The 25,447-nt window shown below is 73.9% G+C and carries 23 protein-coding genes; 11 read left to right on the top strand and 12 right to left on the bottom strand.

Annotated features, from left to right (window positions below; genetic code table 11):
* Positions 1 to 102 precede the first annotated feature (102 nt).
* Positions 103 to 762: a response regulator gene (locus ACYVKX_RS08260; protein ID WP_460830576.1), complete on the bottom strand. Its 660-nt coding sequence runs from the start codon at positions 760 to 762 to the stop codon at positions 103 to 105.
* Positions 759 to 1,619 carry a sensor histidine kinase gene (locus ACYVKX_RS08255; protein ID WP_460830574.1) on the bottom strand — a complete coding sequence of 287 codons (861 nt, stop codon included), beginning with the start codon at positions 1,617 to 1,619 and terminating at the stop codon, positions 759 to 761. The genes ACYVKX_RS08260 and ACYVKX_RS08255 overlap by 4 nt, the downstream gene beginning before the upstream one ends.
* A gap of 86 nt (positions 1,620 to 1,705) precedes the next feature.
* Here ACYVKX_RS08255 and ACYVKX_RS08250 point away from each other — a divergent pair, with 86 nt between their 5' ends.
* The 5 genes from ACYVKX_RS08250 (at position 1,706) to bar (ending at position 7,067) form a co-directional block, all read left to right on the top strand.
* Positions 1,706 to 2,173 carry an SPFH domain-containing protein gene (locus tag ACYVKX_RS08250; RefSeq protein WP_460830571.1) on the top strand — a complete coding sequence of 156 codons (468 nt, stop codon included), beginning with the start codon at positions 1,706 to 1,708 and terminating at the stop codon, positions 2,171 to 2,173.
* Positions 2,160 to 3,662, top strand: coding sequence for a potassium/proton antiporter (locus ACYVKX_RS08245; RefSeq protein ID WP_460830568.1), 1,503 nt, complete (start codon positions 2,160 to 2,162; stop codon positions 3,660 to 3,662). The genes ACYVKX_RS08250 and ACYVKX_RS08245 overlap by 14 nt, the downstream gene beginning before the upstream one ends.
* Positions 3,659 to 4,954 (top strand): ArsB/NhaD family transporter, encoded by a 1,296-nt coding sequence (locus ACYVKX_RS08240; RefSeq protein ID WP_460830564.1) that lies wholly within the window; start codon positions 3,659 to 3,661, stop codon positions 4,952 to 4,954. Before ACYVKX_RS08245 ends, ACYVKX_RS08240 begins: the two co-directional genes overlap by 4 nt.
* A gap of 63 nt (positions 4,955 to 5,017) precedes the next feature.
* Positions 5,018 to 5,953 (top strand): carbamate kinase, encoded by a 936-nt coding sequence (locus ACYVKX_RS08235; protein ID WP_460830561.1) that lies wholly within the window; start codon positions 5,018 to 5,020, stop codon positions 5,951 to 5,953.
* 10 nt (positions 5,954 to 5,963) lie between these two features.
* Positions 5,964 to 7,067: a barbiturase gene (bar, locus tag ACYVKX_RS08230; RefSeq protein WP_460830557.1), complete on the top strand. Its 1,104-nt coding sequence runs from the start codon at positions 5,964 to 5,966 to the stop codon at positions 7,065 to 7,067.
* A gap of 183 nt (positions 7,068 to 7,250) precedes the next feature.
* Here the strand turns inward: bar and ACYVKX_RS08225 are convergent, their stop codons facing one another.
* From ACYVKX_RS08225 to ACYVKX_RS08215, 3 genes are read right to left on the bottom strand one after another with little or no spacing between them, the layout of a single operon-like run.
* Positions 7,251 to 7,901, bottom strand: a complete 651-nt coding sequence (locus tag ACYVKX_RS08225) for a class I SAM-dependent methyltransferase (protein WP_460830555.1) — start codon at positions 7,899 to 7,901, stop codon at positions 7,251 to 7,253.
* Positions 7,898 to 8,299, bottom strand: a complete 402-nt coding sequence (locus ACYVKX_RS08220) for a hypothetical protein (protein ID WP_460830553.1) — start codon at positions 8,297 to 8,299, stop codon at positions 7,898 to 7,900. Before ACYVKX_RS08220 ends, ACYVKX_RS08225 begins: the two co-directional genes overlap by 4 nt.
* Complete coding sequence (locus ACYVKX_RS08215) at positions 8,296 to 9,480, bottom strand: CaiB/BaiF CoA transferase family protein (protein ID WP_460830550.1); 1,185 nt, start codon at positions 9,478 to 9,480, stop codon at positions 8,296 to 8,298. Before ACYVKX_RS08215 ends, ACYVKX_RS08220 begins: the two co-directional genes overlap by 4 nt.
* 76 nt (positions 9,481 to 9,556) lie before the next feature.
* Here ACYVKX_RS08215 and ACYVKX_RS08210 point away from each other — a divergent pair, with 76 nt between their 5' ends.
* The gene (locus ACYVKX_RS08210) at positions 9,557 to 12,745 is read left to right on the top strand and encodes an ATP-dependent helicase (protein ID WP_460830548.1); all 3,189 of its coding nucleotides are present in this window, start codon (positions 9,557 to 9,559) and stop codon (positions 12,743 to 12,745) included.
* The gene (locus ACYVKX_RS08205; RefSeq protein WP_460830545.1) at positions 12,742 to 15,942 is read left to right on the top strand and encodes a UvrD-helicase domain-containing protein; all 3,201 of its coding nucleotides are present in this window, start codon (positions 12,742 to 12,744) and stop codon (positions 15,940 to 15,942) included. Before ACYVKX_RS08210 ends, ACYVKX_RS08205 begins: the two co-directional genes overlap by 4 nt.
* On the opposite strand, the gene ACYVKX_RS08200 is transcribed toward ACYVKX_RS08205, so the two are convergent.
* The gene (locus ACYVKX_RS08200; protein WP_460830541.1) at positions 15,912 to 16,970 is read right to left on the bottom strand and encodes an NAD(P)-binding domain-containing protein; all 1,059 of its coding nucleotides are present in this window, start codon (positions 16,968 to 16,970) and stop codon (positions 15,912 to 15,914) included. The two genes, ACYVKX_RS08205 and ACYVKX_RS08200, sit on opposite strands and share 31 nt — an antisense overlap.
* Positions 16,971 to 16,997: 27 nt before the next feature.
* Complete coding sequence (gene deoD / locus ACYVKX_RS08195; protein ID WP_460830539.1) at positions 16,998 to 17,708, bottom strand: purine-nucleoside phosphorylase; 711 nt, start codon at positions 17,706 to 17,708, stop codon at positions 16,998 to 17,000.
* A gap of 31 nt (positions 17,709 to 17,739) precedes the next feature.
* Here deoD and nudC point away from each other — a divergent pair, with 31 nt between their 5' ends.
* Entirely contained in the window at positions 17,740 to 18,651 is a 912-nt protein-coding gene (gene nudC, locus ACYVKX_RS08190; protein WP_460830535.1) for an NAD(+) diphosphatase, read from the top strand.
* A gap of 9 nt (positions 18,652 to 18,660) precedes the next feature.
* On the opposite strand, the gene ACYVKX_RS08185 is transcribed toward nudC, so the two are convergent.
* On the bottom strand, positions 18,661 to 18,894 hold the full coding sequence (locus ACYVKX_RS08185) for a mycoredoxin (protein ID WP_460830980.1): 234 nt from the start codon (positions 18,892 to 18,894) through the stop codon (positions 18,661 to 18,663).
* 461 nt (positions 18,895 to 19,355) lie between these two features.
* Between ACYVKX_RS08185 and ACYVKX_RS08180 the strand changes: the two genes are divergently transcribed.
* Positions 19,356 to 20,090 carry a class I SAM-dependent DNA methyltransferase gene (locus tag ACYVKX_RS08180; RefSeq protein ID WP_460830532.1) on the top strand — a complete coding sequence of 245 codons (735 nt, stop codon included), beginning with the start codon at positions 19,356 to 19,358 and terminating at the stop codon, positions 20,088 to 20,090.
* A gap of 3 nt (positions 20,091 to 20,093) precedes the next feature.
* Here the strand turns inward: ACYVKX_RS08180 and ACYVKX_RS08175 are convergent, their stop codons facing one another.
* Both ACYVKX_RS08175 and ACYVKX_RS08170 read right to left on the bottom strand, forming a co-directional pair.
* The gene (locus ACYVKX_RS08175; RefSeq protein WP_460830530.1) at positions 20,094 to 20,960 is read right to left on the bottom strand and encodes a phosphatase PAP2 family protein; all 867 of its coding nucleotides are present in this window, start codon (positions 20,958 to 20,960) and stop codon (positions 20,094 to 20,096) included.
* Complete coding sequence (locus ACYVKX_RS08170) at positions 20,957 to 22,330, bottom strand: hypothetical protein (RefSeq protein WP_460830528.1); 1,374 nt, start codon at positions 22,328 to 22,330, stop codon at positions 20,957 to 20,959. Before ACYVKX_RS08170 ends, ACYVKX_RS08175 begins: the two co-directional genes overlap by 4 nt.
* Positions 22,331 to 22,731: 401 nt before the next feature.
* Here ACYVKX_RS08170 and ACYVKX_RS08165 point away from each other — a divergent pair, with 401 nt between their 5' ends.
* Positions 22,732 to 22,923, top strand: a complete 192-nt coding sequence (locus ACYVKX_RS08165; RefSeq protein ID WP_460830524.1) for a hypothetical protein — start codon at positions 22,732 to 22,734, stop codon at positions 22,921 to 22,923.
* Between the two features lie 5 nt (positions 22,924 to 22,928).
* A complete protein-coding gene (locus ACYVKX_RS08160) occupies positions 22,929 to 23,195 on the top strand; it encodes a hypothetical protein (RefSeq protein ID WP_460830522.1) in 267 nt (88 codons plus the stop codon).
* 27 nt (positions 23,196 to 23,222) lie between these two features.
* On the opposite strand, the gene ACYVKX_RS08155 is transcribed toward ACYVKX_RS08160, so the two are convergent.
* Together ACYVKX_RS08155 and ACYVKX_RS08150 are read right to left on the bottom strand one after the other, a co-directional pair.
* Positions 23,223 to 24,377, bottom strand: a complete 1,155-nt coding sequence (locus ACYVKX_RS08155; protein ID WP_460830520.1) for an acyl-CoA dehydrogenase family protein — start codon at positions 24,375 to 24,377, stop codon at positions 23,223 to 23,225.
* Position 24,378: 1 nt separating this feature from the next.
* Positions 24,379 to 25,413 carry an LLM class F420-dependent oxidoreductase gene (locus tag ACYVKX_RS08150; protein ID WP_460830517.1) on the bottom strand — a complete coding sequence of 345 codons (1,035 nt, stop codon included), beginning with the start codon at positions 25,411 to 25,413 and terminating at the stop codon, positions 24,379 to 24,381.
* Between the last annotated feature and the right edge of the window lie 34 nt (positions 25,414 to 25,447).

The following is a 25,447-nucleotide window of genomic DNA, read 5'->3' as shown; positions in this document are numbered from 1 at the left end:
GGGATGGATCCCCGGTCAGCCGGGGATCCCTGACGTTGTCAGGCGTTGCAACCCCTGACAAGGGCAGGCAAAGCCTGACAACCAGTGCTCCCCAGGGCCCGGTCAGGGCTCGATCAGCCCCGCCCGGATCGCGTATCGGGTGAGCTGGGTGCGGTCGCGCATGCCGAGCTTGGCGAGGATGTTCTCCCGGTGCCGCTCGACGGTGCGGACGCTGATCGTCAGCGCCTGCGCGATCTCCTTCGACGACAGCCCCTCGGCGATCAGCTTGATCACCTCGTCCTCGCGTGAGGTCAGCACGGTCTCGGGCACCCGCTCGCCGCGCCGCATCCGGTCGAGGTGGTCGCGTACCAGCGCGCTCATCGCGCCGGGGTAGACGAACGCCTCGCCGCGCAGCGCGGCCCGGCAGGCCGCGACCAGGTCCTCGTCGGCGACCGACTTGAGCACGTAGCCGCACGCCCCGACCTTGAGGGAGGAGAAGAAGTACTGCTCGTTGTCGTGCATCGACAACATCAGCATCCTCGGACCAGGCCCGCGGGAGGTACGCCGCCCGATCTCGCGCGCGGCCTGGAGCCCGGTCATCCGCGGCATCGCGATGTCGAGCACGACGAGGTCGACCTCGACCTCCCGCGCCAGCGCCACGGCCTCCCACCCGTCGCCGGCCTCGGCGACCACGGTCAGGTCGGGCTCGCGGTCGAGGATCAGCCGGACGCCGCGACGCACCAGGGCGTGGTCGTCGGCGAGCAGGATCCGTGCGGGAGTCATGGGGCCACCGGCACCGAGAGGCGTACGGCGGTCGCGCCGTGCGTGCTGGCGATCGCGAGGTCGGCCCCGACCATCCGGGCCCGCTCGCGCATGCCGCGCAGGCCGGCACCGTCGGCGGCCGGGTCGAACCCGCGCCCGTTGTCGGCGACCTCGAGCACCACCCGGTCGCCGACCCGGCTCAGCGACAGCACGACCGCGGTCGCCTCGGCATGCCGAGCCGCGTTGGTCAGCGCCTCCTGGGCGACCCGGTAGCAGACCAGCTCCGCCTCGGGCGTCAGCGGCGGCAGCCCGGGCGCGACGCTGCGCCGCACGCTCGCGGGGCTGCGCCCGGCGAAGTCGTTGGTGAGCGAGGCCAGCGCGCTGGTGAGGCCGAGGTCGTCGAGCACGCCGGGCCGCAGCTGCCGGGCCACCCGGCGTACGTCGTCGAGACCCTCGCGCACGCTCTGCCGCAGCAGCGCGACCTCCTCGGCGAGCTCCGGCGGGGTGTCCTGCTCGAGCCGCTTGAGCCCGAGCAGGACGACGGTGAGCTGCTGGCCGACCTCGTCGTGCAGCTCCTGGGCGATCCGGCGCCGCTCCTCCTCCTGCGCGGCGAGCGCCCGGGCGTCGCCGGCGGCGCGCTCGCGCTCCAGGCGCGCGAACATCGCGTCGTACTCCGCCACCACCTTCTCGACCGGGCGGAAGCTCGCGCGCAGCAGCAGCGCGTTCGCGACCAGCATCACCGCGAGGCCGGCGCCGAGCACCGCGACCTCGGAGATCACCGGGTGGCGGGACACGCTGAACGGGCCGAGCACCAGCAGCAGCGTCGCGACGAGCAGCACGGCGCCGTTGATGAGCACGACCCTCCAGTACAACCGCACGCGGTCAGCCTCGCACGCGCGCGGGCGGCGGCAGATGGGTGCCAGCCCCCATTCAGCCCGGCCGGCGCAGCCAGAAGACTCGAGACATGACGCCCACGACGTACCTGGTCCGCCGGGTCCGGCGCGGGCGGTGGGTGGCCGTGGTGCGCCGGGGCGTCGTCCGCCGGGTGCACCCCCGCGGCCTGGCCTGGCGGCTGCCCCTGGTGGAGCGGTTCGTCGAGGAGGCCCACGACCCGTGCGAGGTGCCCGTCCACGCGCGGGCCACGACCCGGGACGGCGTACCGGTGCTCGTGCTGGCAGAGGCGACCGTGTCCTTCCCCCGACCGGTCGTGGGCACGCGGTACGCCGATCCCTGGCCGGCGGCGGAGCTGGCCGCGGAGGAGACGATCGCCCGCGCCGTGGCGGGCTGGTCGGCGGCCGAGATCACGCACTCGGCGGCAGTCACCACGCGGCCGCTCCGCCGTGCGGTGGGCGCGGCCGTGGACGAGCACGGGGTCCGGGTCGTCGACCTGGCGCTGGTCGAGGTGGACGTCTCGCTCCATGGATCCCGCTGACCTCAACGCCGTCCTGCTCGTGGTGGCAGGGCTGGTGCTGGTCGCGGTCGCGGCGGTTCGTATCTCCACCGGTGCGGGCCTGCCCAGCCTGCTGCTCTACCTCGCGATCGGGCTGGCGATCGGCGAGGCCGGGCTCGGCATCCGGTTCGAGGACGCCGAGCTGGCCCAGGTGCTCGGCGCGGTCGCGCTCGCGGTGATCCTCGCCGAGGGCGGGTTCACCACCGAGTGGCGCACGGTCCGTCCGGTCGCGCCGCTCGCGGCCGTGCTCGCCACCGTCGGGGTCGCGATCTCCGTCGTGGTCACCACCTCGCTCGTGTACGCCGTGCTGGACGTCGACCTGCGGACCGCGATCCTGCTCGGCGCGGTGGCGTCCTCGACCGACGCGGCGGCGGTCTTCGCCGTGCTCAGGCGGCTGCCGATCCGCGCCCGGCTGCGGGCGACCGTCGAGGCGGAGTCGGGCTTCAACGACCCGCCGGTCATCATCCTGGTCACGGTGGTCGCGTCGAGCGCGTGGACCGACGCCGACGGGCTCGGGATCCTCGGCCGGATCGGGTACCAGCTCGTGCTCGGCGTCGCGGTCGGCTTCCTCGTCGCCCGGGCCGGGCGCTGGGTGCTGGCGCGCAGCGCGCTGCCGGCGTCCGGGCTCTACCCGGTCGCGACCCTCGCGATCGCCTTCCTCGCTTTCGCCGTCGCCGGGGTCGCGGGTGCCAGCGCGCTGATGGCGATCTACGTCGCCGGCCTGACGCTCGGCAACTCCGACCTCCCGCACCGCGGCACCACCGCGAGCTTCGTCGAGGGGCTCGCGTGGCTGGCGCAGATCGGGCTGTTCGTGATGCTCGGGCTGCTGGTCAGCCCCGGCCGGCTGATCGAGGCGCTGCCCTACGCGCTCGTGGTCGGGGGCGCGCTCACCCTGGTCGCGCGGCCGCTGTCGGTGCTCGCCTGCGCGACGCCGTTCCGCGTGCCCTGGCGGGACCAGGCGTTCGTCTCGTGGGCGGGGCTGCGCGGCGCCGTACCCATCGTCCTCGCGACCATCCCGATGGCCGCCGGCCTCCCGGGCGCGAACCGGATCTTCGACGTGGTCTTCCTGCTCGTCGTGGTGTTCACGCTCGTCCAGGGGCCGACGCTGCCGTGGGTCGCGCGCCGGCTCGGCGCCGCCGTCGAGCACCGGCCGCGGGCGGTCGCGATCGAGTCCGCGCCGCTGGAGGACGTCGACGCGGTGCTGCTCCAGTTCTCGGTCGCGCCGCAGTCGCGGCTGGCCGGGGTCGAGGTCGCCGAGCTGCGGCTGCCCCCGCGCGCCGCGATCGCACTGGTGCTGCGCGGCGGCGAGGTCTTCACGCCCGGCCCGGCGACCGTGCTGCGCGCCGGCGACCACGTCCTGGTCGCCGCCGCCCGGGACGACCGGGCCGCGATCGAACGGCGGCTCCAGGCCGTCAGCGAGGCCGGCCGCCTGGCCGGCTGGTACGCCCAGCTCCGGAAGGGAGCAGCATGAGCAGCACCGTCGTCCTCGCCGCCGTCGCGATCTTCGCCGTGACCTACGCCTTCATCGCCACGGAGAAGGTCCACCGGGTGGCCGCCGCCCTCGGCGGTGTCGCCGCGATGACCGCGATCGGGCTCGTGGACGCCGACAGCGCGTTCTTCTCCCCCGAGACCGGCATCGACTGGAACGTCATCTTCCTGCTCTTCGGGATGATGGTGATCGTCGGGATCCTCAAGCACACCGGGCTCTTCGAGTTCCTGGCGCTGTGGGCGGCGAAGACCTCGCGCGGCAACCCCACCCGGCTGATGACCCTGCTGATCCTCATCACCGCGTCGGTCTCGCCGATCCTCGACAACGTGACGACGGTGCTGCTCGTGGCGCCGGTGACGCTCTCGGTCTGCGCGCGGCTCGGCCTCTCCCCGGTGCCGTACCTGATCACCCTGGTCTTCGCCTCGAACATCGGCGGTACGGCGACGCTCATCGGCGACCCGCCCAACATCATCATCGCCAGCAGGGGCGGGCTGAGCTTCAACGACTTCCTGATCCACTCGCTGCCCATCACGGTCGTGCTGATCGCCGGGCTGGTGTTCCTCGTCCGGCTGCTCTTCCGCCGCGACCTCGCCGTCGAGCCCCTCAACGACATCGCCGACATCCGCCCGGCCGACGCGATCACCGACGTCCGCCGGCTGGTGCGCTGCCTGGTCGTGCTGGCGATCGTGATGGCGGCGTTCGGGCTGCACACGGTGCTGGACCTGGACCCCTCCATCGTGGCGATGCTCGGCGCCGGGGCGATGGTGGTCGTCGGGCGGGCGACCCCGGAGGAGTTCCTCGCCGAGATCGAGTGGACCACGCTGGCGTTCTTCATGGCGCTCTTCGTGCTCGTCGGGGGGCTGGTCGAGGTCGGCATCATCGGCGACGTCGGCCGCTGGGCCGCGGACACCATGGGGGAGCGCGAGCTGCTCGCGTCGACGACCCTGCTCTTCGGCTCCGGCATCATCGGCGGGCTGGTGGACAACATCCCCTACACCGCCGCGATGGTGCCGATCGTCGACCAGATGGTCGCGGCCTCGCCGAACGCCGGCTCCGGCAGCCCGCTGTGGTGGGCGTTCGTGCTCGGCGCCGACCTCGGCGGCAACACCACCGCGGTCGCCGCGGCCGCCAACGTCGTCGTGCTCGGCATCGCCGCCAAGGCCGGTCACCACATCAGCTTCTGGAAGTTCACCAAGTACGGCCTCGTGGTGACCGCCGCGTCGCTGGTCGTGGCCTGGCTCTACGTGTGGCTCCGGTACTTCGTGCTCGCCTGAGCCCGACTCTGTTGGCAACTCCTGCCGAAGCACCGGGCCGGCCGGGTCACTAGGTTCGTGGGCATGAGGGTCCTGCTCGCGCTCGGTGGCAACGCCATGACGAACGCCGACGGCCGGGCCCGCCCCGAGGACCAGATCGCCGCCGCCGGGGTCGCGATGGCCGCGGTCGCCGACCTGCTCCGGCGCGACGTCGAGGTGGTCGTCACCCATGGCAACGGCCCTCAGGTCGGCAACCTGCTGGTCAAGAACGAGCTCGCCGCCTCCGTCGTCCCGCCGGTCCCGCTGGACTGGTGCGGCGCCCAGACGCAGGCGACGCTCGGCTTCGTGCTCATGAACGCGCTCGACGCCGCGCTCGCCGCGCGAGGGGTCGAGCGGCGTACCGCCGCCGTCGTGACGCGCGCGCTCGTGGACGCGGCCGACGCCGGCTTCACGCGGCCCACCAAGCCGATCGGGCGCTACCTGTCCGCCGAGGAGGCCGCGGTGCTGATCGAGCACGGCGAGACCTGGGAGGACCGCGGCGAGAGGGGGTGGCGGCGCGTGGTCGCCTCGCCCGAGCCGCTGGAGATCCTGGACGCGCCGGCGGTGCGGACCCTGGTCGAGGCGGGCTTCGTGGTCGTCGCGAACGGCGGCGGCGGGATCCCGACCGTCCGCGACCCCGACGGCTCGCTGCGCGGCGTCGAGGCCGTCATCGACAAGGACCTCGGCGCGGCGCTCCTCGCCCGGACCGTCTCGGCGGACGTCCTGGTGATCGGCACCGACGTGCCCCACGCGGTCCTGCGCTACGGCACGTCGTCCGCGGAGCCCCTGGGCACTGTCACAACGGCGCAATTGCGCCGTTATGGCAGCGAGGGGCACTTCGCGAGTGGCTCGATGGGCCCCAAGGTCGAGGCCGCCTGCCGGTTCGTCGAGCAGGGCGGCGCGCGGGCCGTCATCACCGACCTCGACCACATCACCTCCGCGATCTCCGGCGACGGCGGGACCGTCGTCGTACCGAACTGAAAGGAAGCCCATGCCCAGCGCCATCGAAGTACGCAAGGTGCCGATCCACTCCGTCGCCGACGCCAGCGAGCTCGCGAAGCTGATCGACGACGGGGTGATGGAGGCCGCGCGCGTCATCGCGATCATCGGCAAGACCGAGGGCAACGGCGGGGTGAACGACTACACGCGGATCATCGCCGACCGGGCGTTCCGGGAGGTGCTCGTGGAGAAGGGCGCCGACCCGGACGCGGTCCGGCAGGTCCCGATCGTGTGGTCCGGCGGCACCGACGGCGTGATCAGCCCGCACGCGACGATCTTCGCGACCGTCCCCGACGGCGCCTACGAGCCGACCGAGGAGTCGCGGCTGACGGTGGGGTTCGCGATGAGCGAGCGGCTGCTGCCCGAGGACATCGGCCGGGTCGCGATGGTGTCCAAGGTCGCCGACGCGGTTCGCGTGGCCATGCAGCGGGCCGGGATCACCGACCCGGCGGACGTGCACTACGTGCAGACCAAGACCCCGCTGCTGACCGTGCACACCATCCGCGACGCCAAGTCGCGCGGCAAGACCGTGTGGACCGAGCACACCCACGAGTCGATGGACCTCTCCAACGGCTGCACCGCGCTCGGCATCGCGGTCGCCCTCGGCGAGATCGAGATGCCGACCGACGCGGACGTCATGCACGACCGGTCGCTCTACTCCTCGGTCGCCTCGTGCTCCTCGGGCGTCGAGCTCGACCAGGCGCAGGTCGTCGTGGTCGGCAACGCGACCGGTGTCGGCGGCCGCTACCGGATCGGTCACTCGGTGATGAACGACGCCCTGGACGCCGACGGCATCTGGGAGGCGATCCGCTCCGCGGGCCTCGACCTGCCCGAGCGCCCGCACAGCTCGGACCTGGACGGCCGGCTGGTGAACGTGTTCCTCAAGTGCGAGGTCTCCCAGGACGGCATCGTCCGCGGCCGCCGCAACGCGATGCTCGACGACTCCGACGTGCACTGGCACCGCCAGATCAAGTCCTGCGTCGGCGGCGTCACCGCGGCCGTCACCGGCGACCCGGCCGTCTTCGTCTCGGTCTCCGCCGCCCACCAGGGCCCCGACGGGGGCGGCCCGGTGGCGGCGATCGTCGACCTGGGGTGAGCGGTTGTCGGGATGGATCCCCGGTCAGCCGGGGATCCCTGACGTTGTCAGGGGTTGCAACGCCTGACAACGTCAGGAAGCCCCTGACAACCAGCGCGCCCTGAGGCTGTCGGGGGCCTGAGTCGGTCCCGGGGGCGCCCTGGCATCGACCGAGAGCCGTGGGGAAGCGTCGAGGTCCTGGCGTCAGACGAAGTCGAACAGCCGCTGGCCCGGCTCCGGCACACCCGCAGGCCCCGGCCAGCGGTGCACGCCGACGCGGAACCCCGCGTCGGAGGGGCGGACGAACGACACCTCCTCGAAGCCAGCCTCGGCGAAGAGACCGCGCACCAGGTCGGCGGGGTCGCCGCCGTACGTCGTCGGGTCCTGCGGCACCGCACGGCCGCGCGTCCAGATCACCTGACCACCCGACGCCAGCAGCGACGGCAGTGCCGCGACCGTGCGCGCGATGTCCTCGTCGGTGACGTTGCCGAACACCCCGCACGCCAAGAAGACGTCGGCCGGACAGGCGTCGGCGTACGACGCCGTGGTGCCCGCGTCCGCCGTCCGGACCTCGATCCCGGCGGGGGCGACGGCACGAGCCCGCGCGGCGAGCGAGGGATCCAGCTCCACCAGCACGCCGGTGACCTCGACAGAGAGGCTGTCCAGCACCGGCAGCGTGTCCCGCCCGTCGCCCGCGCAGATGCTGACCAGCCGCAGCGGCCCGTCGGCCCCGTCGGACCCGTCAGCCCCGGCCAGCAGCGACCGCAGGCACGACCGCACCGTCGCGAGCCGCCGCGAGAGCGACGACGCCGGGTCGTCGTACCCCCGGTGCCACTCGTGCCAGTCGCGGGTCACGGGCGCCGCCGCGACGGGAGGGTCCTGCCCAGCACCGCGCCGAGGCAGGCGGGGACCGCGACCCACAGCGTCCAGAACGGATCGACGAGGTCGACCACCCGGAGGTCGAGCTCGCCGTCGAGCAGTTGAGGGGTCACGACCAGCATCGCGCCCCCGAGCAGCGAGGCCAGGCACCACACGAGCAGCGCCCGGGGGAGCCCGGACCGCCAGCCGTCCCAGGCGGCGATCAGGCCCGCGGCGCCGGCGATCAGCAGCATCACCAGGATGCCGCCGCCGATGTCGGCGTCCTCGGCGTCGCTGATCACGTCGAGGACCAGCCAGCCGAAGAACAGGTCGACCGCGAGCAGGGCGGCGACCCGGACGACGACGTCCAGCGCGATCCGCAGGCCGGCCCTCATGAGTCGACCGAGTCGACCGAGCCCGGCGAGTCCAGCCACGCCCGGATCGACTCGTTGTGCTGGCCCAGCGTAGGTGGTGCCGCGTGCAAGGACCGCCCCCCGGAGTAGGCGTTGTCGTCGAAGCGGAGCGGCGACCCCGGCAGCGTCAGCTCGCCCTGGGTCGCATGAGAGACCGAGAGCAGCAGGCCCTGCGACAGCGTCTGGTCCCACGTGTAGACGTCGTCCATCGAGCGCACCTTGCCCGACGGCACGCCGGCGTCCGAGAGCAGGGAGAGCCAGTGCTCGGCGGGCTCGCCGGCGAAGAGAGCCTCCATCCGCGACGTCAGCGCCGGCCGGTTCGCGACCCGCAGCGCATTGGTGGCAAAGGAGGACTCGGCCGGGTCCCACCCGAACGCCGCGCACAGCGCGCGCCACAGGCTCTCCGAGCCGCACGCGATCTGGATCGGCGCGGACGCCGTCGCGAACATGCCGTACGGCGAGATCGACGGGTGGTGGTCGCCCGCGAGACCGGGCACCTCGCCCCCGACGGTCCAGCGGGTGCCCTGGTACGCATGCACGCCGACCATCCCGGCCAGCAGCGACGTGCGGACGACGCGCCCCCGGCCGGTCGCCGAGCGCTCGTGCAGCGCCGCGAGGACGCCGTACGCGCCGTACATCCCCGCCACCAGGTCGGCGATCGGCACGCCCACCTTGGTCGGCTGCTCGGTGCCGGTGATCGACATCAGCCCGCCCTCGCCCTGCGCGATCTGGTCGTAGCCGGCGCGCTGCGCCTCGGGGCCGTCGTGCCCGAAGCCGGTGATCGACAGCACCACCAGGCCGGGGTTCAGCTCGTGCAGCCGCGAGACCGGGAAGCCGAGCCGGTCGAGCACCCCGACCCGGAAGTTCTCCATCAGCACGTCGGCCCGCTCGACCAGTTTCGCGAGGACATCGCGATCCTCGTCGGACTTGAGGTCGAGGACCAGCGACTCCTTGTTGCGGTTGGCCGACATGAAGTACGTCGACTCGCGGTCCTCGCCCTCGCCGAGGAACGGCGGCCCCCACCCCCGCGAGTCGTCGCCGGCCGGCGACTCGATCTTGATCACGCGCGCGCCCAGGTCGCCGAGCATCATCGCGGCGTGCGGGCCGGCGAGAGCACGGGTCAGGTCGAGCACGAGCAGGTCGGAGAGCGGTCCCTCGGTCATGCCAGCACGCTACCGACCGACCCATCCCACCGGGCCATTGCCGTGCGATGTCGGCGCGGAGTGGTCGAATGGCCGCATGACGGCCACCCCGACGACGTACCGCCTCGTGCGGCCGCACGTCGCCACGGTCGTCCCCGAGCTCGACGAGCTCGACGAGCACCAGCGCCGGGTCGTCGACCACCCCGGCGGGCCGCTGCTGGTGCTCGCCGGGCCTGGCACCGGCAAGACCACGACGCTGGTCGAGGCGATCGTCGACCGCATCGACCGCCGTGGCGCGCGGCCCGACGAGGTCCTCGCGCTGACGTTCTCCCGCAAGGCCGCCGAGCAGCTCCGCGACCGCGTGACCGCGCGCCTGGGCCGCACCATGTCGACCCCGCCGAGCTCGACGTTCCACTCCTTCGCCTACGCCCTGATCCGCCGCTACTCGCCGGCCGAGCTCTACGAGGCGCCGCTGCGGCTGCTCTCCGCGCCCGAGCAGGACGTCGTGCTCCGCGAGCTGCTCACCGACCACCCCGAGTCGGTCGCCTGGCCCGAGTCGCTGGCCCGCGCGCTCGGCACCCGCGGCTTCGCGCGCGAGGTCCACGCCGTCTTGTCCCGCGCGCGCGAGAAGGGCCTCGACGGCGCCGGGTTGACGGCGCTCGGCGAGGCCGAGGGCCTGCCGGAGTACGTCGCCGCGGGGCTCTTCCTCGACCAGTACCTCACCAACCTCGACTCCCAGGGCGCCACCGACTACGCCGACCTGATCCGCCGCGCCACGATCGAGGCCGAGGCCCACCGCGACGAGCTGCGGGCGCGGATCAGGGCCGTGTTCGTCGACGAGTACCAGGACACCGACCCCGGCCAGGTCGCGCTGCTCCGGGCGCTCGCCGGCGACGGCCGCGACCTGGTCGTCGTGGGCGACCCGCACCAGTCGATCTACGGGTTCCGGGGGGCCGAGGTGCGCGGCATCCTCGAGTTCCCCACCGCGTTCCCGCGGGCGGACGGCGCCCCGGCCGGCGTGGTCGCGCTGCGCACCACGCGCCGCTTCGGGCCGCGGCTGCTGGTCGCCGCGCAACGGGTGGCCGGCCGGCTGGGGCTGCCGGGCAGCATCCCGGAGGAGGCGCGCTCGGCGTTCCTCGCGCCCGAGGCCGAGCCGGGCGACCTCGGCGAGGGCCGCGTGCTGGTGCGCACCTTCGACACCGAGCGAGCCGAGGCCGAGCACCTCGCCGACCTGCTGCGCCGGGCCCACCTCGAGGACGGCGTCCCGTGGGACCAGATGGCGGTCCTGGTGCGCTCCGGCCGCACCTCGATCCCGCCGCTGCGCCGCGCGCTCGGCGCCGCCGGGGTGCCGGTCGAGGTGGCCAGCGACGAGGTGCCGCTGGTCCGCGACCCGGCCGTGCTCCCGCTGCTCGACGCGCTGCGCGCCGTCGTGGAGATCGACGACGTCGACCACGCCCGTGCCGAGGCGCTGCTGCTCGGGCCGCTCGGCGGCCTCGACGCCGGCGACCTGCGCCGCCTCGCCCGGCGGCTGCGCGCCCGCGAGAGGGAGCAGAGCCGGGCCGAGGGGCGCACCCCGCGCGCCTCGCGCGCACTGGTCCGCGCCACGATCGCCACCCCCGGGTTCCTCGACGGGCTCGACGGTCCGGAGGTGGTCCGCGCGCGGGCGCTCGCCCAGCTGCTGCTCGACGCCGGGGAGGAGATGCGCGCCGGCGCCTCGGCCGAGGAGCTGCTCTGGACGCTCTGGTCGCGCACCGGCTGGCCGGCCCGGCTGCGCCGGTCGGTCGATCTCGGCGGCGCCGCCGCCCGGCGGGCGCACCGCGACCTCGACTCGGTCTGCGCACTGTTCGACGTCGCCGCGCGCGCCGAGGAGCAGCGCGACCACGTCGGGGTCCGGGCCCTCCTCGCGACGCTCGTGCAGCAGCAGATCCCCGCCGACACGCTCGCCGAGCGGGGCGCCCGCGGCGCCGCCGTACGCCTCCTGACCGCGCACCGCTCGAAGGGGCTCGAGTGGCGGCTGGTCGTCGTCGCCCACGTCCAGCAGGACGGCTGGCCCGACCTTCGCCGCCGCTCGACGCTGCTCCGGGCCGACCGGATCGGCGAGCACGGCATCGTCTCGCCGGTGACCGCGCGCGAGCTGCTGATGGAGGAGCGGCGGCTGTTCTACGTCGCCTGCACCCGCGCCCGGCAGCGGCTGGTCGTCACCGCGGTGGCCTCGCCCGACGACGAGGGCGAGCAGCCGTCCCGGTTCCTCGACGAGCTCGGCGTCCCCGTCGAGCGCGTGGTCGGGCGCCCGCCCCGGCCGCTGTCGCTGGCGGGCCTGGTCGCCGAGCTGCGGCGCACGGTCGCCGACCCCGACGCCTCCGAGCCGCTCCGCGAGGCCGCCGCCCGGCGGCTCGCCCGGCTGGCGCCCGAGGTCCGGACGGCCGACCCGTCGAGCTGGTGGGGCACCCGCGCGGCCACCCGGTCGGTCGAGCCGATCCGCGACCCGGACCAGCCGGTGCCGGTCTCGGCGAGCGTGCTCGACGCGGTCGCGGTCTGCCCGACCCGGTGGTTCCTCGAGCGCGAGGCCGGCGGCGTCGCGCGCGCCCACCAGTCCGCCAACCTCGGCGAGCTGCTCCACGCGCTCGCCCAGCGCGTCGCCGTCGGCGAGCTCGAGCCGGCCGTCGACGTCCTCATGGAGCACGTCGACGCGGTCTGGGACCGCCTCGACTTCCGCACGCCGTGGTCCAAGGCGCGCGAGCACGACCGCGTGCGCGCGGCCATCGGCCGCTTCCTCCGGTGGCACCTCGCCAACCCGCGCGAGCTGCTCGCCACCGAGGCGCCGTTCACGACCGTCGTCGCGCTCGAGGACGGGGACCAGGTGAGGATCAGCGGGTACGCCGACCGGATCGAGCTCGACGCCGACGGCCACGTCGTCGTGGTCGACCTCAAGACCGGCCGCACCAAGCCCACCAACAGGTCCGTCGAGGGCCATGTCCAGCTCGGGCTCTACCAGTACGCCGTCGACCACGGCGCCGTCGCCGAGCTCGCCCCCGGCGCCCGCGCCGGTGGCGCGGAGCTGGTCCAGCTCGGGCTCACCGACGGGGGAGAGACCGCGGTCGTCCAGGCCCAGGACGCCCAGCCCGAGGACGGCCCGGCCCGCGACGACCTCCGCCTCCGGCTCGGCCACGCCGCCGCGCTGCTGCGCGCGGAGACGTTCCCGGCGGTCGCCGGCCAGCACTGCCGCGACTGCGGCTTCGTCGCGGTCTGCCCGATCAGGAGCGCCGGGTCGGTGACCAGCCGGTGAGCCGCCGCATCGACACCCCCGAGGCCCTCGCGGAGGTGATGCGCACGCCGTACGCCCCCAGCGACCAGCAGTGGGCGGCGATCTCGGCGCCGCTCGCGCCCGCGGTCGTCATCGCCGGCGCCGGGTCCGGCAAGACCACGCTGATGGCCGCCCGTGTCGTCTACCTCGTCGTCACCGGCCAGGCCCGCCCCGACGAGGTGCTCGGGCTGACGTTCACCACCAAGGCCGCCAGCGAGCTGCGCCAGCGGATCCGGCAGGCGCTCGAGGCGGCGGGCGCCCTCGACGAGCCGGGAGAAGGCGAGGACGTCCTCGAGCCCACCGTCGCCACCTACCACGCGTACGCCGCCGGCCTGCTCGCCGACCACGGCCTGCGCATCGGCCACGAGCCCGACACCCGCGTCATCACCGACGCCGCCCGCTACCAGCTCGGCGCCCGCGCGGTCGACCGCCACACCGGCGACGTCCGGCTCCTCTCCGACCATCCCGAGACCGTGATCCAGAACCTCCTCGCCCTCGACAGCGCGATGAGCGAGCACCTCGTCGGCCCCGAGGCGGTGCGCGCCCTCGACGCCGAGGCGCGGACCGGGTTCGAGCGCGCGCTGGCCGACGAGGTCGCCGGCAAGGACCGGGTGACCTACCGCGACGCCCTCGAGCGGGCGATCTCCGCGATCGACCGCCGCGCCGAGCTGCTCGGCCTGGTCGAGTCCTACCGCCGGCTCAAGCGCGACCTGGGCCTGATGGACTTCTCCGACCAGATCGAGCTCGGCGCGCGGCTGGCCGGCGAGCAGCCGGAGGTCGGCGAGCTGGAGCGCTCGCGGTTCAAGGTGGTGCTGCTCGACGAGTACCAGGACACCTCGGTCGCCCAGGCCGCGATGCTCTCCCGGCTGTTCTCCGGCGGCCATCCGGTCACCGCGGTCGGCGACCCCAACCAGGCCATCTACGGCTGGCGCGGCGCCTCGGTCTCCAACATCCTCGACTTCGCGGACACCTTCCCGGCCGCGGGCGGCCGCCCCGTCCCGACGTACCCGCTCACCGTCAACCGCCGCTCCGACGCCCGCATCCTCGAGGTCGCCAACCGGCTCGCGGCGCCGCTGCACGAGAGATACGGGCAGGTCGAGCCGCTGGTCGCGGCGCCCGAGGCGGAGACCGGCACGGTGACGACGCGGGTCTTCGAGACCCATGCCGACGAGCTCGCCTGGCTGGCCGGCGCGGTGCGGGAGGCGCACGAGGCTCGACCGGGTCAGGGGGGCTGGGCGAGGATCGGCGTCCTCACCCGCGACAACGCGCACGCCGAGGACGTCTTCGACGCGCTCACCGGCGCGGGCATCCCGGTCGAGATCGTCGGCCTCTCCGGACTGCTCCGGCTGCCCGAGGTCGCCGAGATCGTCGCGACCCTCCACCTGCTGCACGACGTCACCGCGAACGCCGCCCTCCTGACGCTGCTCACCGGGCCGCGCTGGGCGATCGGGCCGCGCGACCTCCGACTGCTCAGCCGGCGCGCGGTCGAGATCTCCGGCCACCGGGGCCGCGGGGCGACGGCCGCCTCGGTCGCCGACCAGCTCCTCGAGATCGCCGACGGCATCGACCCGGCCGAGCTCCCGTCGCTCGACGACGCCCTCGCCGACCCGGGGAGGCACCCGTACTCGGCGGAGGCCCTGGAGCGGTTCGCCCTGCTCTCCGCCGAGCTCCGCGCGCTGCGCACGCACGTCGGCGAGCCCCTGCTCGACGTCGTCCGCCGGATCGTCGACGCCAGCGGCACCGACGTCGAGCTCGCGTCCGCGGTCAGCCCGGCCGCGTCGGCCCGCCGCGACAACCTCGACCTGTTCGTGAAGGCGGTCGCCGACTTCCAGGCCGTCGACGGCGACGTCACGCTGCCCGCGCTGCTCGCCTACCTCACCGCCGAGGACGACCAGGGCAACGGCCTCGACGTCGCCACCCCGACCGAGGCCGACTCGGTCAAGCTGCTCACCGTCCACCGCGCCAAGGGCCTGGAGTGGGACTCGGTGTTCCTCGTGGGCGTCTGCGAGACCCGCTTCCCGTCCAACCGGTCCCGCACGCTGTGGACCTCCTCGCCCGCGATCCTCCCGGCGCCGCTGCGCGGCGACGCCGGCGACCTGCCGCAGCTCGCCGGCCACGACAAGGCGGCGCTCGACGCCTACCGCGCCGCCACCCGCGACCACGACGCCGAGGAGGAGCTGCGGCTCGGGTACGTCGCCTTCACCCGTGCCGCCCGCCGCCTGTCCGTCACCTCCTACCTGTGGAGCCCGCGGGCCACCCCGTTCGGCCCGTCGGCCTATCAGCAGGTGGTCCGCGACCGGCTCGAGGCCTGGGGCGAGCCGGCCGGCTGGCTGGAGCGACCGGCGAGGGGCGACCCCAACCCCTACGACGCCGTCGACCCGTCCCGCCCGTGGCCCGCGACCGGCACCGGGCGCGAGGCGGCGCTGCGGATCGAGGCCGCGCGCCGGGTCCGCGCGGCCGACCCGGCCGCCGCCGACGCCGGGCTGGACGTGGTCGAGGCCGCCCGGGTCGCGGAGTGGGACGCCGAGCTCGAGCGGCTGGTGGCCGAGGCCCGTCGCGACCGCGGCACCGACCTCGCCGTACCCCTGCCGTCGAGCCTGTCCGCCACCGCGCTCGGCCGCCTGCGCGAGGACCCCGAGACGTTCGCCCGCGAGCTGGCCCGGCCGATGCCGCGGCCGCCGTCGTCGGCCGCCCGGTTCGGCACCCGCTTCCACGCGTGGGTGGAGGCGCGGTTCGGCCAGCAGGACCTCTTCGACTACGGCGACCTGCCCGGCCGCGCCGACGCCGGCATCGACGACGGCGCCGACCTCGAGGAGCTGATCGCGACCTTCGAGGCCGGCCCGTTCGCGACCCGCACGCCGCACCAGGTCGAGGCGCCGTTCGCGCTCGTGCTCCGGCATCCGGGCGGGGCCGGCCAGGTCGTCCGCGGCCGCATCGACGCGGTCTACGCCGAGTCCACCCCGGAAGGCGACGGCTACCTGGTCGTCGACTGGAAGACCAACCGCGCGGCCACCGCCGACCCGCTCCAGCTCGCGCTCTACCGGCTCGCCTGGGCCGAGCTGCACGGCGTACCCCTGGACCGCGTGCGCGCGGCGTTCTACTACGTGCGCACCGGCGAGGTCGTCGAGCCCGCCGACCTGCCGGACCGTCAGGCGCTCGAGGCGATGCTCTCGGTCTGATCGAGCCAGGCGGCGACGCCGCGGGCGGCCACCCGGCCGGCCCGGTTCGCGCCGATGGTGCTCGCCGACGGGCCGTACCCGACCAGCTGCACCCGCCGGTCCGCGACCGCGGTCGTGCCGTCGAGCCGGATGCCGCCGTGCGCCGAGCGCAGGTGCAGCGGCGCGAGGTGGGCGACCGCGGGCCGGAACCCGGTCGCCCACACGATCACGTCGGCCACCCACCGCGACCCGTCCGGCAGGAGTACGCCGCCCGGCTCGATGCGCTCGAACATCGGCCGCCGCTCGTACGCCCCGAGCCGCGCGGCCGCCTGCTCCTGCTCGCGCAGCGCCAGCCCGGTCACGCTGACCACGCTGGCGGGCGGGAGCCCGCGGCGTACCCGCTCCTCGACCAGCGCCACCGCCGCGCGGCCGGCCTCCGGCGTGAACTCCTCGCTCCGCCACACCGGCGGTCGCCGGGTCACCCAGAGCGTGTCGGCGGCGACCGGCGCGATCTCGCCGAGCAGCTGGACGGCGGAGGCGCCGCCGCCGACCACGACCACCCGCCTGCCACGGAAGTGCTCCGGCCCGGGGTAGCGCCGGGTGTGCAGCTGCTCGCCGCCGAAGGTCTCGATGCCGGGGTAGTACGGCACGTACGGCTGCGACCAGGTCCCGGTGGCGTTCACCACCGTGCGCGTGGTCCAGCCGCGGTCGCCGGCGCGCACGACGAGCAGGTCGCCGTCGCCGGTGACCGTGTCGACCCGCACCGGCCGCAGCACCGGCAGGTCGTGCTCGCGCTCGTAGGCGCCGAAGTACGCCGGCACCACGACGCTCGCCCGCCCAGCCTCGTCCGCGGGCGCCGCCGAGTCCGGCAGCGCCGCGACGCCGTGCACGTCGCGCATGCTCAGCGAGTCCCAGCGGTGCCGCCACGCTCCACCGGGCGCGGCGTCCGCGTCCAGCACGACGTGCGCGATCCCGCGCCGCTTCAGGTGGTACGACGCCGACAGGCCCGCCTGGCCGGCCCCGATGACGACGGCGTCGAGGATCTCCACGCCGGGTCAACGCCCGCCGGCCGGTGGTTAGTCCTCGCCGGCCGTCCCGGCCGCCAGCGCGATCTCGACCATGTCGCCGAACGTCTGCTCCCGCTCGTGCGACGACGTCTCCTCGCCGGTGACGAGGTGGTCGGAGACGGTGCAGATCGCGAGCGCACGGCGGTCGTGCCTGGCGGCGAGGGTGTAGAGGGCGCTGGCCTCCATCTCGACGGCCAGCACCCCGTGGTCCACGAGGCGGGCCGTGAGCTCGGGCCGCGCCGGGTAGAACGAGTCGGTGCTGTAGATCAGCCCGACGTGCACGCCGGCGCGGTCGCCGGCGGCCGCGTGGGCCCGGCGCAGCAGGTCGAAGTCGGCGACCGGGGCGTAGTCGAGGCCCTCGAACGCGATCCGGTTCATCGAGGAGTCGGTGCACGCCCCGGAGGCGATGACGAGGTCGCGGAGGGCGACCTTCTCGCTCATCCCGCCGCAGGAGCCGACCCGGACGACCGCCTGCACGTCGTACTCGCGGAACAGTTCGGTGACGTAGATCGCCAGCGACGGCTGGCCCATGCCGGAGCCCTGCACGGAGACCCGGTGGCCCCGCCAGGTGCCGGTGTAGCCGTACATGCCGCGCACCTCGGTGTAGAGCCGCGCGTCCTCGAGGTACGTCTCCGCGATCCACCTCGCGCGCAGCGGGTCGCCGGGGAGGAGGACGAGCGGGGCGATGTCGCCGGGCCGGGCGCCGATGTGCGTGCTCACGCGTCCCGACCCTACGGCTAGGGTCCGAGGAGTGACGTATCCGCACGAGCGGCTGGCCGCGAACCCCCACGACCGCACCGCCCAGCGGCGCGCGGACGACGCCTGGCTCGAGGGGCGCTGGGCCGATCCGGAGACCCGGGTGCTCGTCGTGTCCGGCACCCGGATCCGGCCGCGCGACGGCGCGATCGACTGGGTCCCGCCCCAGGACGCCCCCGACGGGCTGCGGGTGCTGCTCGGCGAGCACGACGGCCGCGCCTGGTTCGCGGTGATCGTCGGCGCGGAGGTCTCGACGGCCGCGGCGAACGGGGAGTGGACACCGCTGCGCGGGCTGCTGCCCCACCTCGCCGACGACGCGCTCGCCAGCGCGCCGCTGGTCTTCCACGCACTGGGCCTCGCCGAGTGGCTGTTCGCCACCCGCTACTGCCCGCGCTGCGGGGAGCCGCTGAGCCCGGGTCGGTCGGGCCACGAGCTGGCCTGCGCGAACGGGCACACCCAGTTCCCGCGCACCGACCCGGCGGTGATCATGGTCGTCGCCTCCGGCGAGCCCGGCTCCGCCGACGAGCGCTGCCTGCTCGGCCGCCAGTCGGTGTGGCCGGAGGGCCGCTACTCCACGCTGGCGGGCTTCTGCGAGCCCGGCGAGACGCTGGAGGACGCCGTACGCCGCGAGGTGCTCGAGGAGGTCGGCGTGGTCGTCGGGGACGTGGAGTACTTCGGCAACCAGCCCTGGCCGCTGCCGGCCAGCCTGATGGTCGGGTTCGTCGCCCGCGCGGTGACCACGGACGTCACCGTCGACCGGCACGAGATCGAGGACGCGCGCTGGTTCACCCGCGCCGAGATGCGCGAGCTCGCCGAGGCGGGCACGCTCGTCCTGCCCGGCGGCGTCTCGATCAGCCGCTCACTCGTCGAGCACTGGTACGGCGGGCCGCTGCCCGGCCGGTGGTGACCCGCAACCTCAACCCGCCAGCGCGGCGAGCTTCTCCTTGACCTGCGCGAGCGACGGGTTCGTCTGCGCGGTGCCGTCGGCGTAGACCAGCGTCGGCACCGTCTGGCTTCCGTTGTTGGCCGACTCCACGATCTCGGCCGCGCTCGGGTCCTGCTCGATGTCGACGACGTCGTAGGCGATGCCCTCTCGGTCCAGCTGGCTCTTCAGCCGGTGGCAGTAGCCGCACCAGGGGGTCGTGTACATGACAAAGCGCACTGCACGATCGTTCGATTCACTCACGACGATGCAGTTTACGTCGCTCCTGCGGCACTCAGCGCTGAGCGACCAGCAGAGCAGGGCGGGAGGCTCCCGGATCAAAGCCTCCTGCCCGCCCCCGGTTTCGCGGGCATTCCTACGTGAGGCACTACGGATGATGGTCGCGGCGGATCTGTGGCGCGGATGTGAAGTTGTTGGAGGGTTGGCCTTCTTGAGGATGTCGTCTGCGGTGTTGGTCCAGATGAATGGGTGGGCGCGTTTGTTCCAGCCCTCGATGCAGTCACGGAGCTTGGCGTTGGGGAACTTGGCGTCGAGGTCCTTGACCGACTCGAACACCCCGACCCCGCCGGCCTCGGTCGACCACGGTTCACCCCGGCCGGCGGGGCCATGCCGTGCGCCGAGGCGTAAACCGTTCGACACCGCCTCCGCGCGTGGGTCACGGTCGGTCCATGGTCAGCAGCGACGTATGGGACCGGGAGACGGCGGAGCGGTACGACGCCGACTCCGTGGAGATGTTCGGACCCGAGGTGCTGGATCCGACGGTCGACTTCCTGGCGGAGGTGGCCGACGGCGGTCCGGCCCTCGAGTTCGCCGTCGGGACGGGTCGGGTCGCCGTACCGCTGGCCGCACGGGGTGTGCCGGTGTCCGGCATCGAGCTCTCCGAGCCCATGGTCGAGCGGCTGCGGGCGAAGGCGGGGCCGGGGGAGATCCCGGTCGTCGTCGGCGACATGGCGACGAGCACGGTTCCGGGGGAGTTCTCGCTCGTCTACCTCGTGTGGAACAGCATCTCGAACCTCCGCACCCAGGACGAGCAGGTCCAGTGCTTCCGCAACGCGGCCCGGCACCTGGTGCCCGGCGGGCGCTTCGTCGTCGAGCTGTGGGTGCCCCAGCTGCGGAGGCTGCCGGAGGGGCAGTCGGTCGCCGTCGGCTCGGTGGGCTCGTCGCACCTCGTCTTCGACGAGCTCGACCTCGCCACCCAGGGGTGCGTGTCGCACCACTACCGCCACGAGCCGGACGGCACCGTGCGGTACGGCGCGGGCCGGTTCCGGTACGCCTGGCCCGCCGAGCTCGACCTGATGGCCCGACTGGCCGGGATGCGGCTCGAGGCGCGGCACGCCGACTGGCGGCGTACGCCGTTCGGCTCGGAGAGCACCGGCCACGTCTCCGTCTGGGTGCGGGACTGACGGCTACGCGGCGCGTCGTCGCTCCCACCGCCCGACGCCGACCATCACGAGCAGCGCGAGCGCGGCGCCGGCGATCGCGTCGACGACGTAGTGCTCGGCGAAGTAGGTGAGGGCGAGCGTCATGGCGAGCGGGTAGAGGAGCAGCAGCCAGCGCAGGGGTGAGCGCAGCCGGGTGATGAGCCAGAACGCCACGAGGAAGGCGATGCCGGCGTGGAGGGAGGGCATCGCGGCGACCTTGTTGCCCATCCCGAACATCACCATCGTCTGCCGGTGCAGGTCGATCTCGGACCACCCACGGCTGGTGATCCGGACGACCGGGTCGAGGTAGCCGTCGCGCGCGGCCATCCAGGGCGGGGCCATCGGATAGACGAGGTAGACCGCGAGCCCGCAGAACAGCAGCGTGACGTAGCGGCGCAGCCAGCGCGCCCACTCGAGCCGGTCACGGACCCAGAGGACACCGGCGAGCGTCAGCGCTACGAGGAAGTGCGAGGCGTAGACGGTGGTGAGCAGGGCGTCGTACCAGCGCGGCGGCAGCGTCTTCGAGCACGGCTCGCCGCACCACGCCTCCTGGAGCGCGACCGTCGGCACCCGCCCGAACAGCCACTCGTCGACCCGGATCGGCATCGAGTAGTGCGGCGCGATGCCGATCTCGTCGGCCAGGCCGCGCACCAGCCAGTAGACGACGAGCAGGAGCAGCGGCCGCCACCAGTCCCGCCAGAACTCCCACGGGTCGTCGAGCCCGTTCCACGCGAGCGTGCCGAGCCAGATCCAGACGATCACCCCGGCAGGGTCGTTCGGGATGCCGACGAGCCAGCTCCACGCCGCCAGCGCCAGGGCGTACGCCGCCACGGCCGGCGCGCGCCGGCTCACGAGGCGCCGCTCCGGTAGATGGTCCACTCGCCCGCCGTGGCCGCGAGGGAGTAGTGCTCCGCGAGCACCCGGTCGGCCGCGGTCGCGTCCACCCCCCAGGTGTCCAGGGAGGCGCCGGCCACGACCACCCACGTCGGGCGCGCGTCGGACTCGAGCAGGGCGCCGAACCCGGCCAGGTCGGGGTCGTGCACGCGCACCGGCAGGCTCCACAGGTCGGGGTAGGGGCTGACCAGCCCGGTCGCGCGCAGGATGTTCGCGCCGCCGAAGGCGACGACCCCGGTGTCGCCGGATCGCGCATGGGCGCTCAACCAGGCGATCGCGGGCTCCTCGGGCCGCTCGATCGGCCGCACCAGCACCCAGGCGAGCGCGACGGCGGTGGCGGCCGCGCACACGACGTACGCGGTGCGCAGCAGGCGGTCGGTGCCGGCCGCCGCAGCGGTGAGCAGGACGAGTCCGGGGATCAACCCCATCAGGTAGTGCAGCCAGTAGCTGCCGCCGGAGAGGACGACCACCAGCTCCCAGGCGAGCATCGCGAGCGCCGGCCACAGCAGCGTGGAGCCGCGGACCCGGCGGAGCAGGGCGACGAACAGCAGCGGCGCACCGGTGGCGAGCAGGGCGAGCAGCAGCCCGCCGAGCCGACCGGTGGTCGAGCCGGTCGCCGAGGCGGCGATGACCGACGCGGCCTCGCGGCGGAACACCACGACGGCCTCCCACAGCTCGCCGGCCGAGGTGCCGCGCCAGGACGCGAGGAGCACCGCGAGGCAGACGGCACCGGCCGCGCCGAGGGCGACGCCGCCCAGCGCGCGCCACCGGCGCCGCAGCACCAGCAGCACGAGGGCGAGCACGAACACGTCCAGCAGGCTCTGCTTCACCAGCGCCGCGGAGGCCGCGAGCGCACCGCCGAGCAGCGCCCAGCCCAGCCACCGCTCCGAGCGGGCGGCCGCGAGCACTGCGGCGATCCCGCCGACGAGGAACGGCAGCCCCAGCAGCTCCCCGTTGACCACCGTGGCGCCGAACAGCGGCGTCGCGACGAGCACCGCCGCGGTCAGCGCCGGCAGCACCGGTGAGACGGACGCCGCCCGCCCGACCGTGCCGGCGAGCAGCACGGTCGCGACCACGGCGGCGACGCCCAGCAGGCGCAGCGCCCACGGCGTACCGCCGAGCGCGTCGGCCAGCGCGAACAGCGCGACCAGCAGCGGCGGCCGGTCCACGAAGTAGTCGCCGTACAGCGACGACCCGCCCGACCACTGGCCCGCGACGATCAGCAGCCCGCCCTCGTCAGGGCTCAGCAACCGCCCCGCGAACGGCAGCCAGACGGCTCCGGCCAGCACCGCCAGGGCGGCGACCCGCTCCCAGGGTGACCGCAGCACGCGGCGACCCTATCGGGGACCTACCCGTAGAGGCGGTCCACTCCACCGGCAGCAGCTCGAAGGCCTTGATCTGCTCGGGCCGTGAGAGCCGCTCGTTCGCGGCGTCGACCGCCTGCTGCGCCATCGCCAGGATCTGCGGGTGCCGGGCCAGCTCGGCCAGGTCGGCGGCCTCGACCCCCAGCTGCTGGGCGATCAGCGGGGCGATCTCGCCGTCGAGGGTGAGTACGGGAGGACCTCGTCAGGGCCCCAGCACTCCGAGCGGGACGACGGGGACGCGGCCCGTCCCATCCGCTTGGAAAGCAGTCGTGCGACAAGTAATCTTGTCACATGGAAGGCGGGACAGGATGCCCGGCGATGACCCTGACGAGCCGATCATCTTGGCATCGGCCCACCGTCACGGTGTGGCCGGCCAGGACATGGTCCACGCGCTACGGTTCGCTGCCCATCACGTCCGCCAAGACGACGACATGGTCATGTTCATCGGCCCCGATCGGGCGGGCACGCTCGTCGAGGTCGGCGTGGTGATCTGGTGGGGTGGCGAGCTCGCCATCGCCCACGCCCTCCGTCCGGCCCGAGCCAAGTGCCTGCGGTGATCCCCATGCGACGTTCCCTGACCGACCTCATCGCCAACGCCGACAAGCTGGCCGATGCCTTCGAGGGCCACGACCCCACCGCCGAGGACTTCGCCGCTCCGCTGCCGCCACTGATGGCGGTCAAGCTCGCGGCGTTCCGCCGTGCCGCCGCCGAGAAGGAGCTCGCGGATGCCATCGCCACGGCCCGCGAGGCGCACCTGTCCTGGCGCGAGCTCGGCGAGGCGATCGGCACCACCGGCGAAGCCGTACGCCAGCGCTACGCCGCCCGCTGACCCAGCGAAGCCAGCCGTCGGGCGCCCTCAGATCCCCAGGCTGCGCCCGATGATCTCCTTCTGGATCTCGGTCGTGCCGCCGTAGATCGTCTGGATCCGGCCGTCGGTGAACGCCTTCGCGATCGGGTACTCCGTCATGTAGCCGTAGCCGCCGTGCAGCTGGACGCCGGCGTCGGTGACCTGCTTCTGCAGCTCGGTGGTCCACCACTTGGCCATCGAGGCCAGCGCGGTGTCGACCCGGCCGGCGTTGAGCCGGAGGATGCAGTCGTTGACGAAGACCCGCGCCACATGGGCGTGGGTCGCCATCTCGGCGAGCACGAAGCGGTTGTGCTGGAAGGAGCCGATCGGCTTGCCGAACGCCTGGCGCTCCTTGGCGTAGGCGAGCGAGAGGTCCAGCACCTGCTCGATTGCGGCGACCGCCATCGCGGCGATCGAGATCCGCTCCTGGGGCAGGTTCGTCATCAGCGAGACGAAGCCGGAGCCCTCTGCGCCGAGGAGGTTCTCCTTCGGGACCTCGACGTTGTCGAAGAACAGCTCGGCGGTGTCCTGGGCCTTCATGCCGACCTTGTCGAGGTTGCGGCCGCGCTCGAAGCCCCTCATGCCGCGCTCGACCACGAGCAGCGAGATGCCCTGGTGGCCGGCGTCGGGATCGGTGCGGCAGACCACGATCACCAGATCGGAGAGGATGCCGTTGCTGATGAAGGTCTTGGAGCCGTTCAGGACATAGCAGCCCGTGTCAGGCCGGTAGGAGGCGTGCGTGCGGATGCCCTGCAGGTCGCTGCCCGCGCCGGGCTCGGTCATCGCGATCGCGGAGACGATCTCGCCGCCGACCAGCCCGGGCAGCCAGCGCCGCTTCTGCTCCGGCGTCCCGAGCTGGGAGATGTAGGGGACGATGATGTCGCTGTGCACCGGGAAGCCCGGGCCGCTCGCGCCGACCCGGGCCAGCTCCTCGGCCACGATGGCGTTGTAGCGGAAGTCCCTGACCCCGGCGCCGCCGTACTCCTCCTCGACGTCGAAGCAGAGCAGCCCGGCCGCGCCGGCCTTCGTCCAGACCTCGCGGCTGACCTGGCCGTCGCGCTCCCACTGGTCGTGGTGGGGGACGACCTCCTTCTCGCAGAACGCGCGCACGGTGGCGCGGAAGTCCTCGTGCTCCTGCTCGTAGATGCTGGGGCGGTCGGTCATGTCAGGACACCCACTCCTTGACCTGCGCGATGGTGGCGGCCGGGTCGGCGGTGGCGGGTACGACGGACAGCGTGGTCACGCCCGCCTCCGCGAAGGCGGCGAGGCGCTCCCTGACGTAGGACTCCGGGCCGACCAGGTTGCCGGCCTCGAGCCACTCGGTCGGGACCAGCGCCTCGGCCTCCTTCTTCTTGCCGTCGAGGTAGAGGTCCTGGATCTGCCTGGCCTCGGCCTCGTAGCCGTACTGGCAGGCGAGGTCGTTGTAGAAGTTCTTGCCGCGGGCGCCCATGCCGCCGACGTAGAGCGCGTAGGTCGGGCGCACGAGGTCGAGCAGCGCCTTGGTGTCCGGGCCCTCGCCGATCGCGACCATGCCGCCGGCACTGATCTCGAGCGGGCCGAGGTCCGCCGAGCGCTTCGCGGTGCCCGCGGCGAGCGCGTCACCCCAGACGCCCTGGGCCTTCTCGGGGTGGAAGAGGTGCGGCAGCCAGCCGTCGGCGACCTCGGCGGTCATCGCGACGTTCCTGTCGCCGAGGGCGGCGACCCAGAGCGGGACGCGCTCGCGCTCGGGGCGGGTGAGCAGCTTGAGCGGCTTGCCCAAACCCAGGCCCTGGCCCTGGGGGAGCGGGAGGTCGATGATGCCCCGATGCGTCAGCGGCTCGCGGCGCAGGCCCATCCGGATGATCTCGATGACCTCGCGGGTGCGGCCCAGCGGCTTGTCGTAAGGGAGTCCGTGGAAGCCCTCGATCACCTGCGGGCCGGAGGCGCCGAGGCCGATGACGGCGCGGCCGCCCGAGACGTTGTCGAGGCCGGCCGCGGTCTGCAGCAGCGCGCCCGGGGTGCGGGAGTAGACGTTGAGGATGCCGGCGCCGATCTCGATGGTCTCGGTCTTGGCGGCGAGGTAGCCCATCAGCGTGGGGGAGTCGAACCCGTACGCCTCGGCGACCCAGACCAGGTCGAGCCCGGCCTTCTCCAGCCCGACGATCTGGTCGGCGGCCTGACGGGGGTTCCCGTCGTACATCAGCGGCATCGAGAGCTTCATCGTGACAGCATAACTGTCACGGTCGTGGCGGGGT

It is taken from the genome of Nocardioides hungaricus, from assembly GCF_054782915.1.
This window is presented reverse-complemented; position numbering and strand designations above follow the sequence as displayed.

Excerpts from the sequence above, each read along its gene's own strand:
- ACYVKX_RS08260 (WP_460830576.1), bottom strand. The coding sequence starts at position 762 with ATGACTCCCGCACGGATCCTGCTCGCCGACGACCACGCCCTGGTGCGT.
- ACYVKX_RS08250 (WP_460830571.1), top strand. The coding sequence starts at position 1,706 with ATGACGCCCACGACGTACCTGGTCCGCCGGGTCCGGCGCGGGCGGTGG.
- ACYVKX_RS08245 (WP_460830568.1), top strand. The coding sequence starts at position 2,160 with ATGGATCCCGCTGACCTCAACGCCGTCCTGCTCGTGGTGGCAGGGCTG.
- ACYVKX_RS08240 (WP_460830564.1), top strand. The coding sequence starts at position 3,659 with ATGAGCAGCACCGTCGTCCTCGCCGCCGTCGCGATCTTCGCCGTGACC.
- ACYVKX_RS08235 (WP_460830561.1), top strand. The coding sequence starts at position 5,018 with ATGAGGGTCCTGCTCGCGCTCGGTGGCAACGCCATGACGAACGCCGAC.
- bar (WP_460830557.1), top strand. The coding sequence starts at position 5,964 with ATGCCCAGCGCCATCGAAGTACGCAAGGTGCCGATCCACTCCGTCGCC.
- ACYVKX_RS08220 (WP_460830553.1), bottom strand. The coding sequence starts at position 8,299 with ATGAGGGCCGGCCTGCGGATCGCGCTGGACGTCGTCGTCCGGGTCGCC.
- ACYVKX_RS08215 (WP_460830550.1), bottom strand. The coding sequence starts at position 9,480 with ATGACCGAGGGACCGCTCTCCGACCTGCTCGTGCTCGACCTGACCCGT.
- ACYVKX_RS08210 (WP_460830548.1), top strand. The coding sequence starts at position 9,557 with ATGACGGCCACCCCGACGACGTACCGCCTCGTGCGGCCGCACGTCGCC.
- ACYVKX_RS08185 (WP_460830980.1), bottom strand. The coding sequence starts at position 18,894 with ATGTACACGACCCCCTGGTGCGGCTACTGCCACCGGCTGAAGAGCCAG.
- ACYVKX_RS08180 (WP_460830532.1), top strand. The coding sequence starts at position 19,356 with ATGGTCAGCAGCGACGTATGGGACCGGGAGACGGCGGAGCGGTACGAC.
- ACYVKX_RS08160 (WP_460830522.1), top strand. The coding sequence starts at position 22,929 with ATGCGACGTTCCCTGACCGACCTCATCGCCAACGCCGACAAGCTGGCC.
- ACYVKX_RS08155 (WP_460830520.1), bottom strand. The coding sequence starts at position 24,377 with ATGACCGACCGCCCCAGCATCTACGAGCAGGAGCACGAGGACTTCCGC.
- ACYVKX_RS08150 (WP_460830517.1), bottom strand. The coding sequence starts at position 25,413 with ATGAAGCTCTCGATGCCGCTGATGTACGACGGGAACCCCCGTCAGGCC.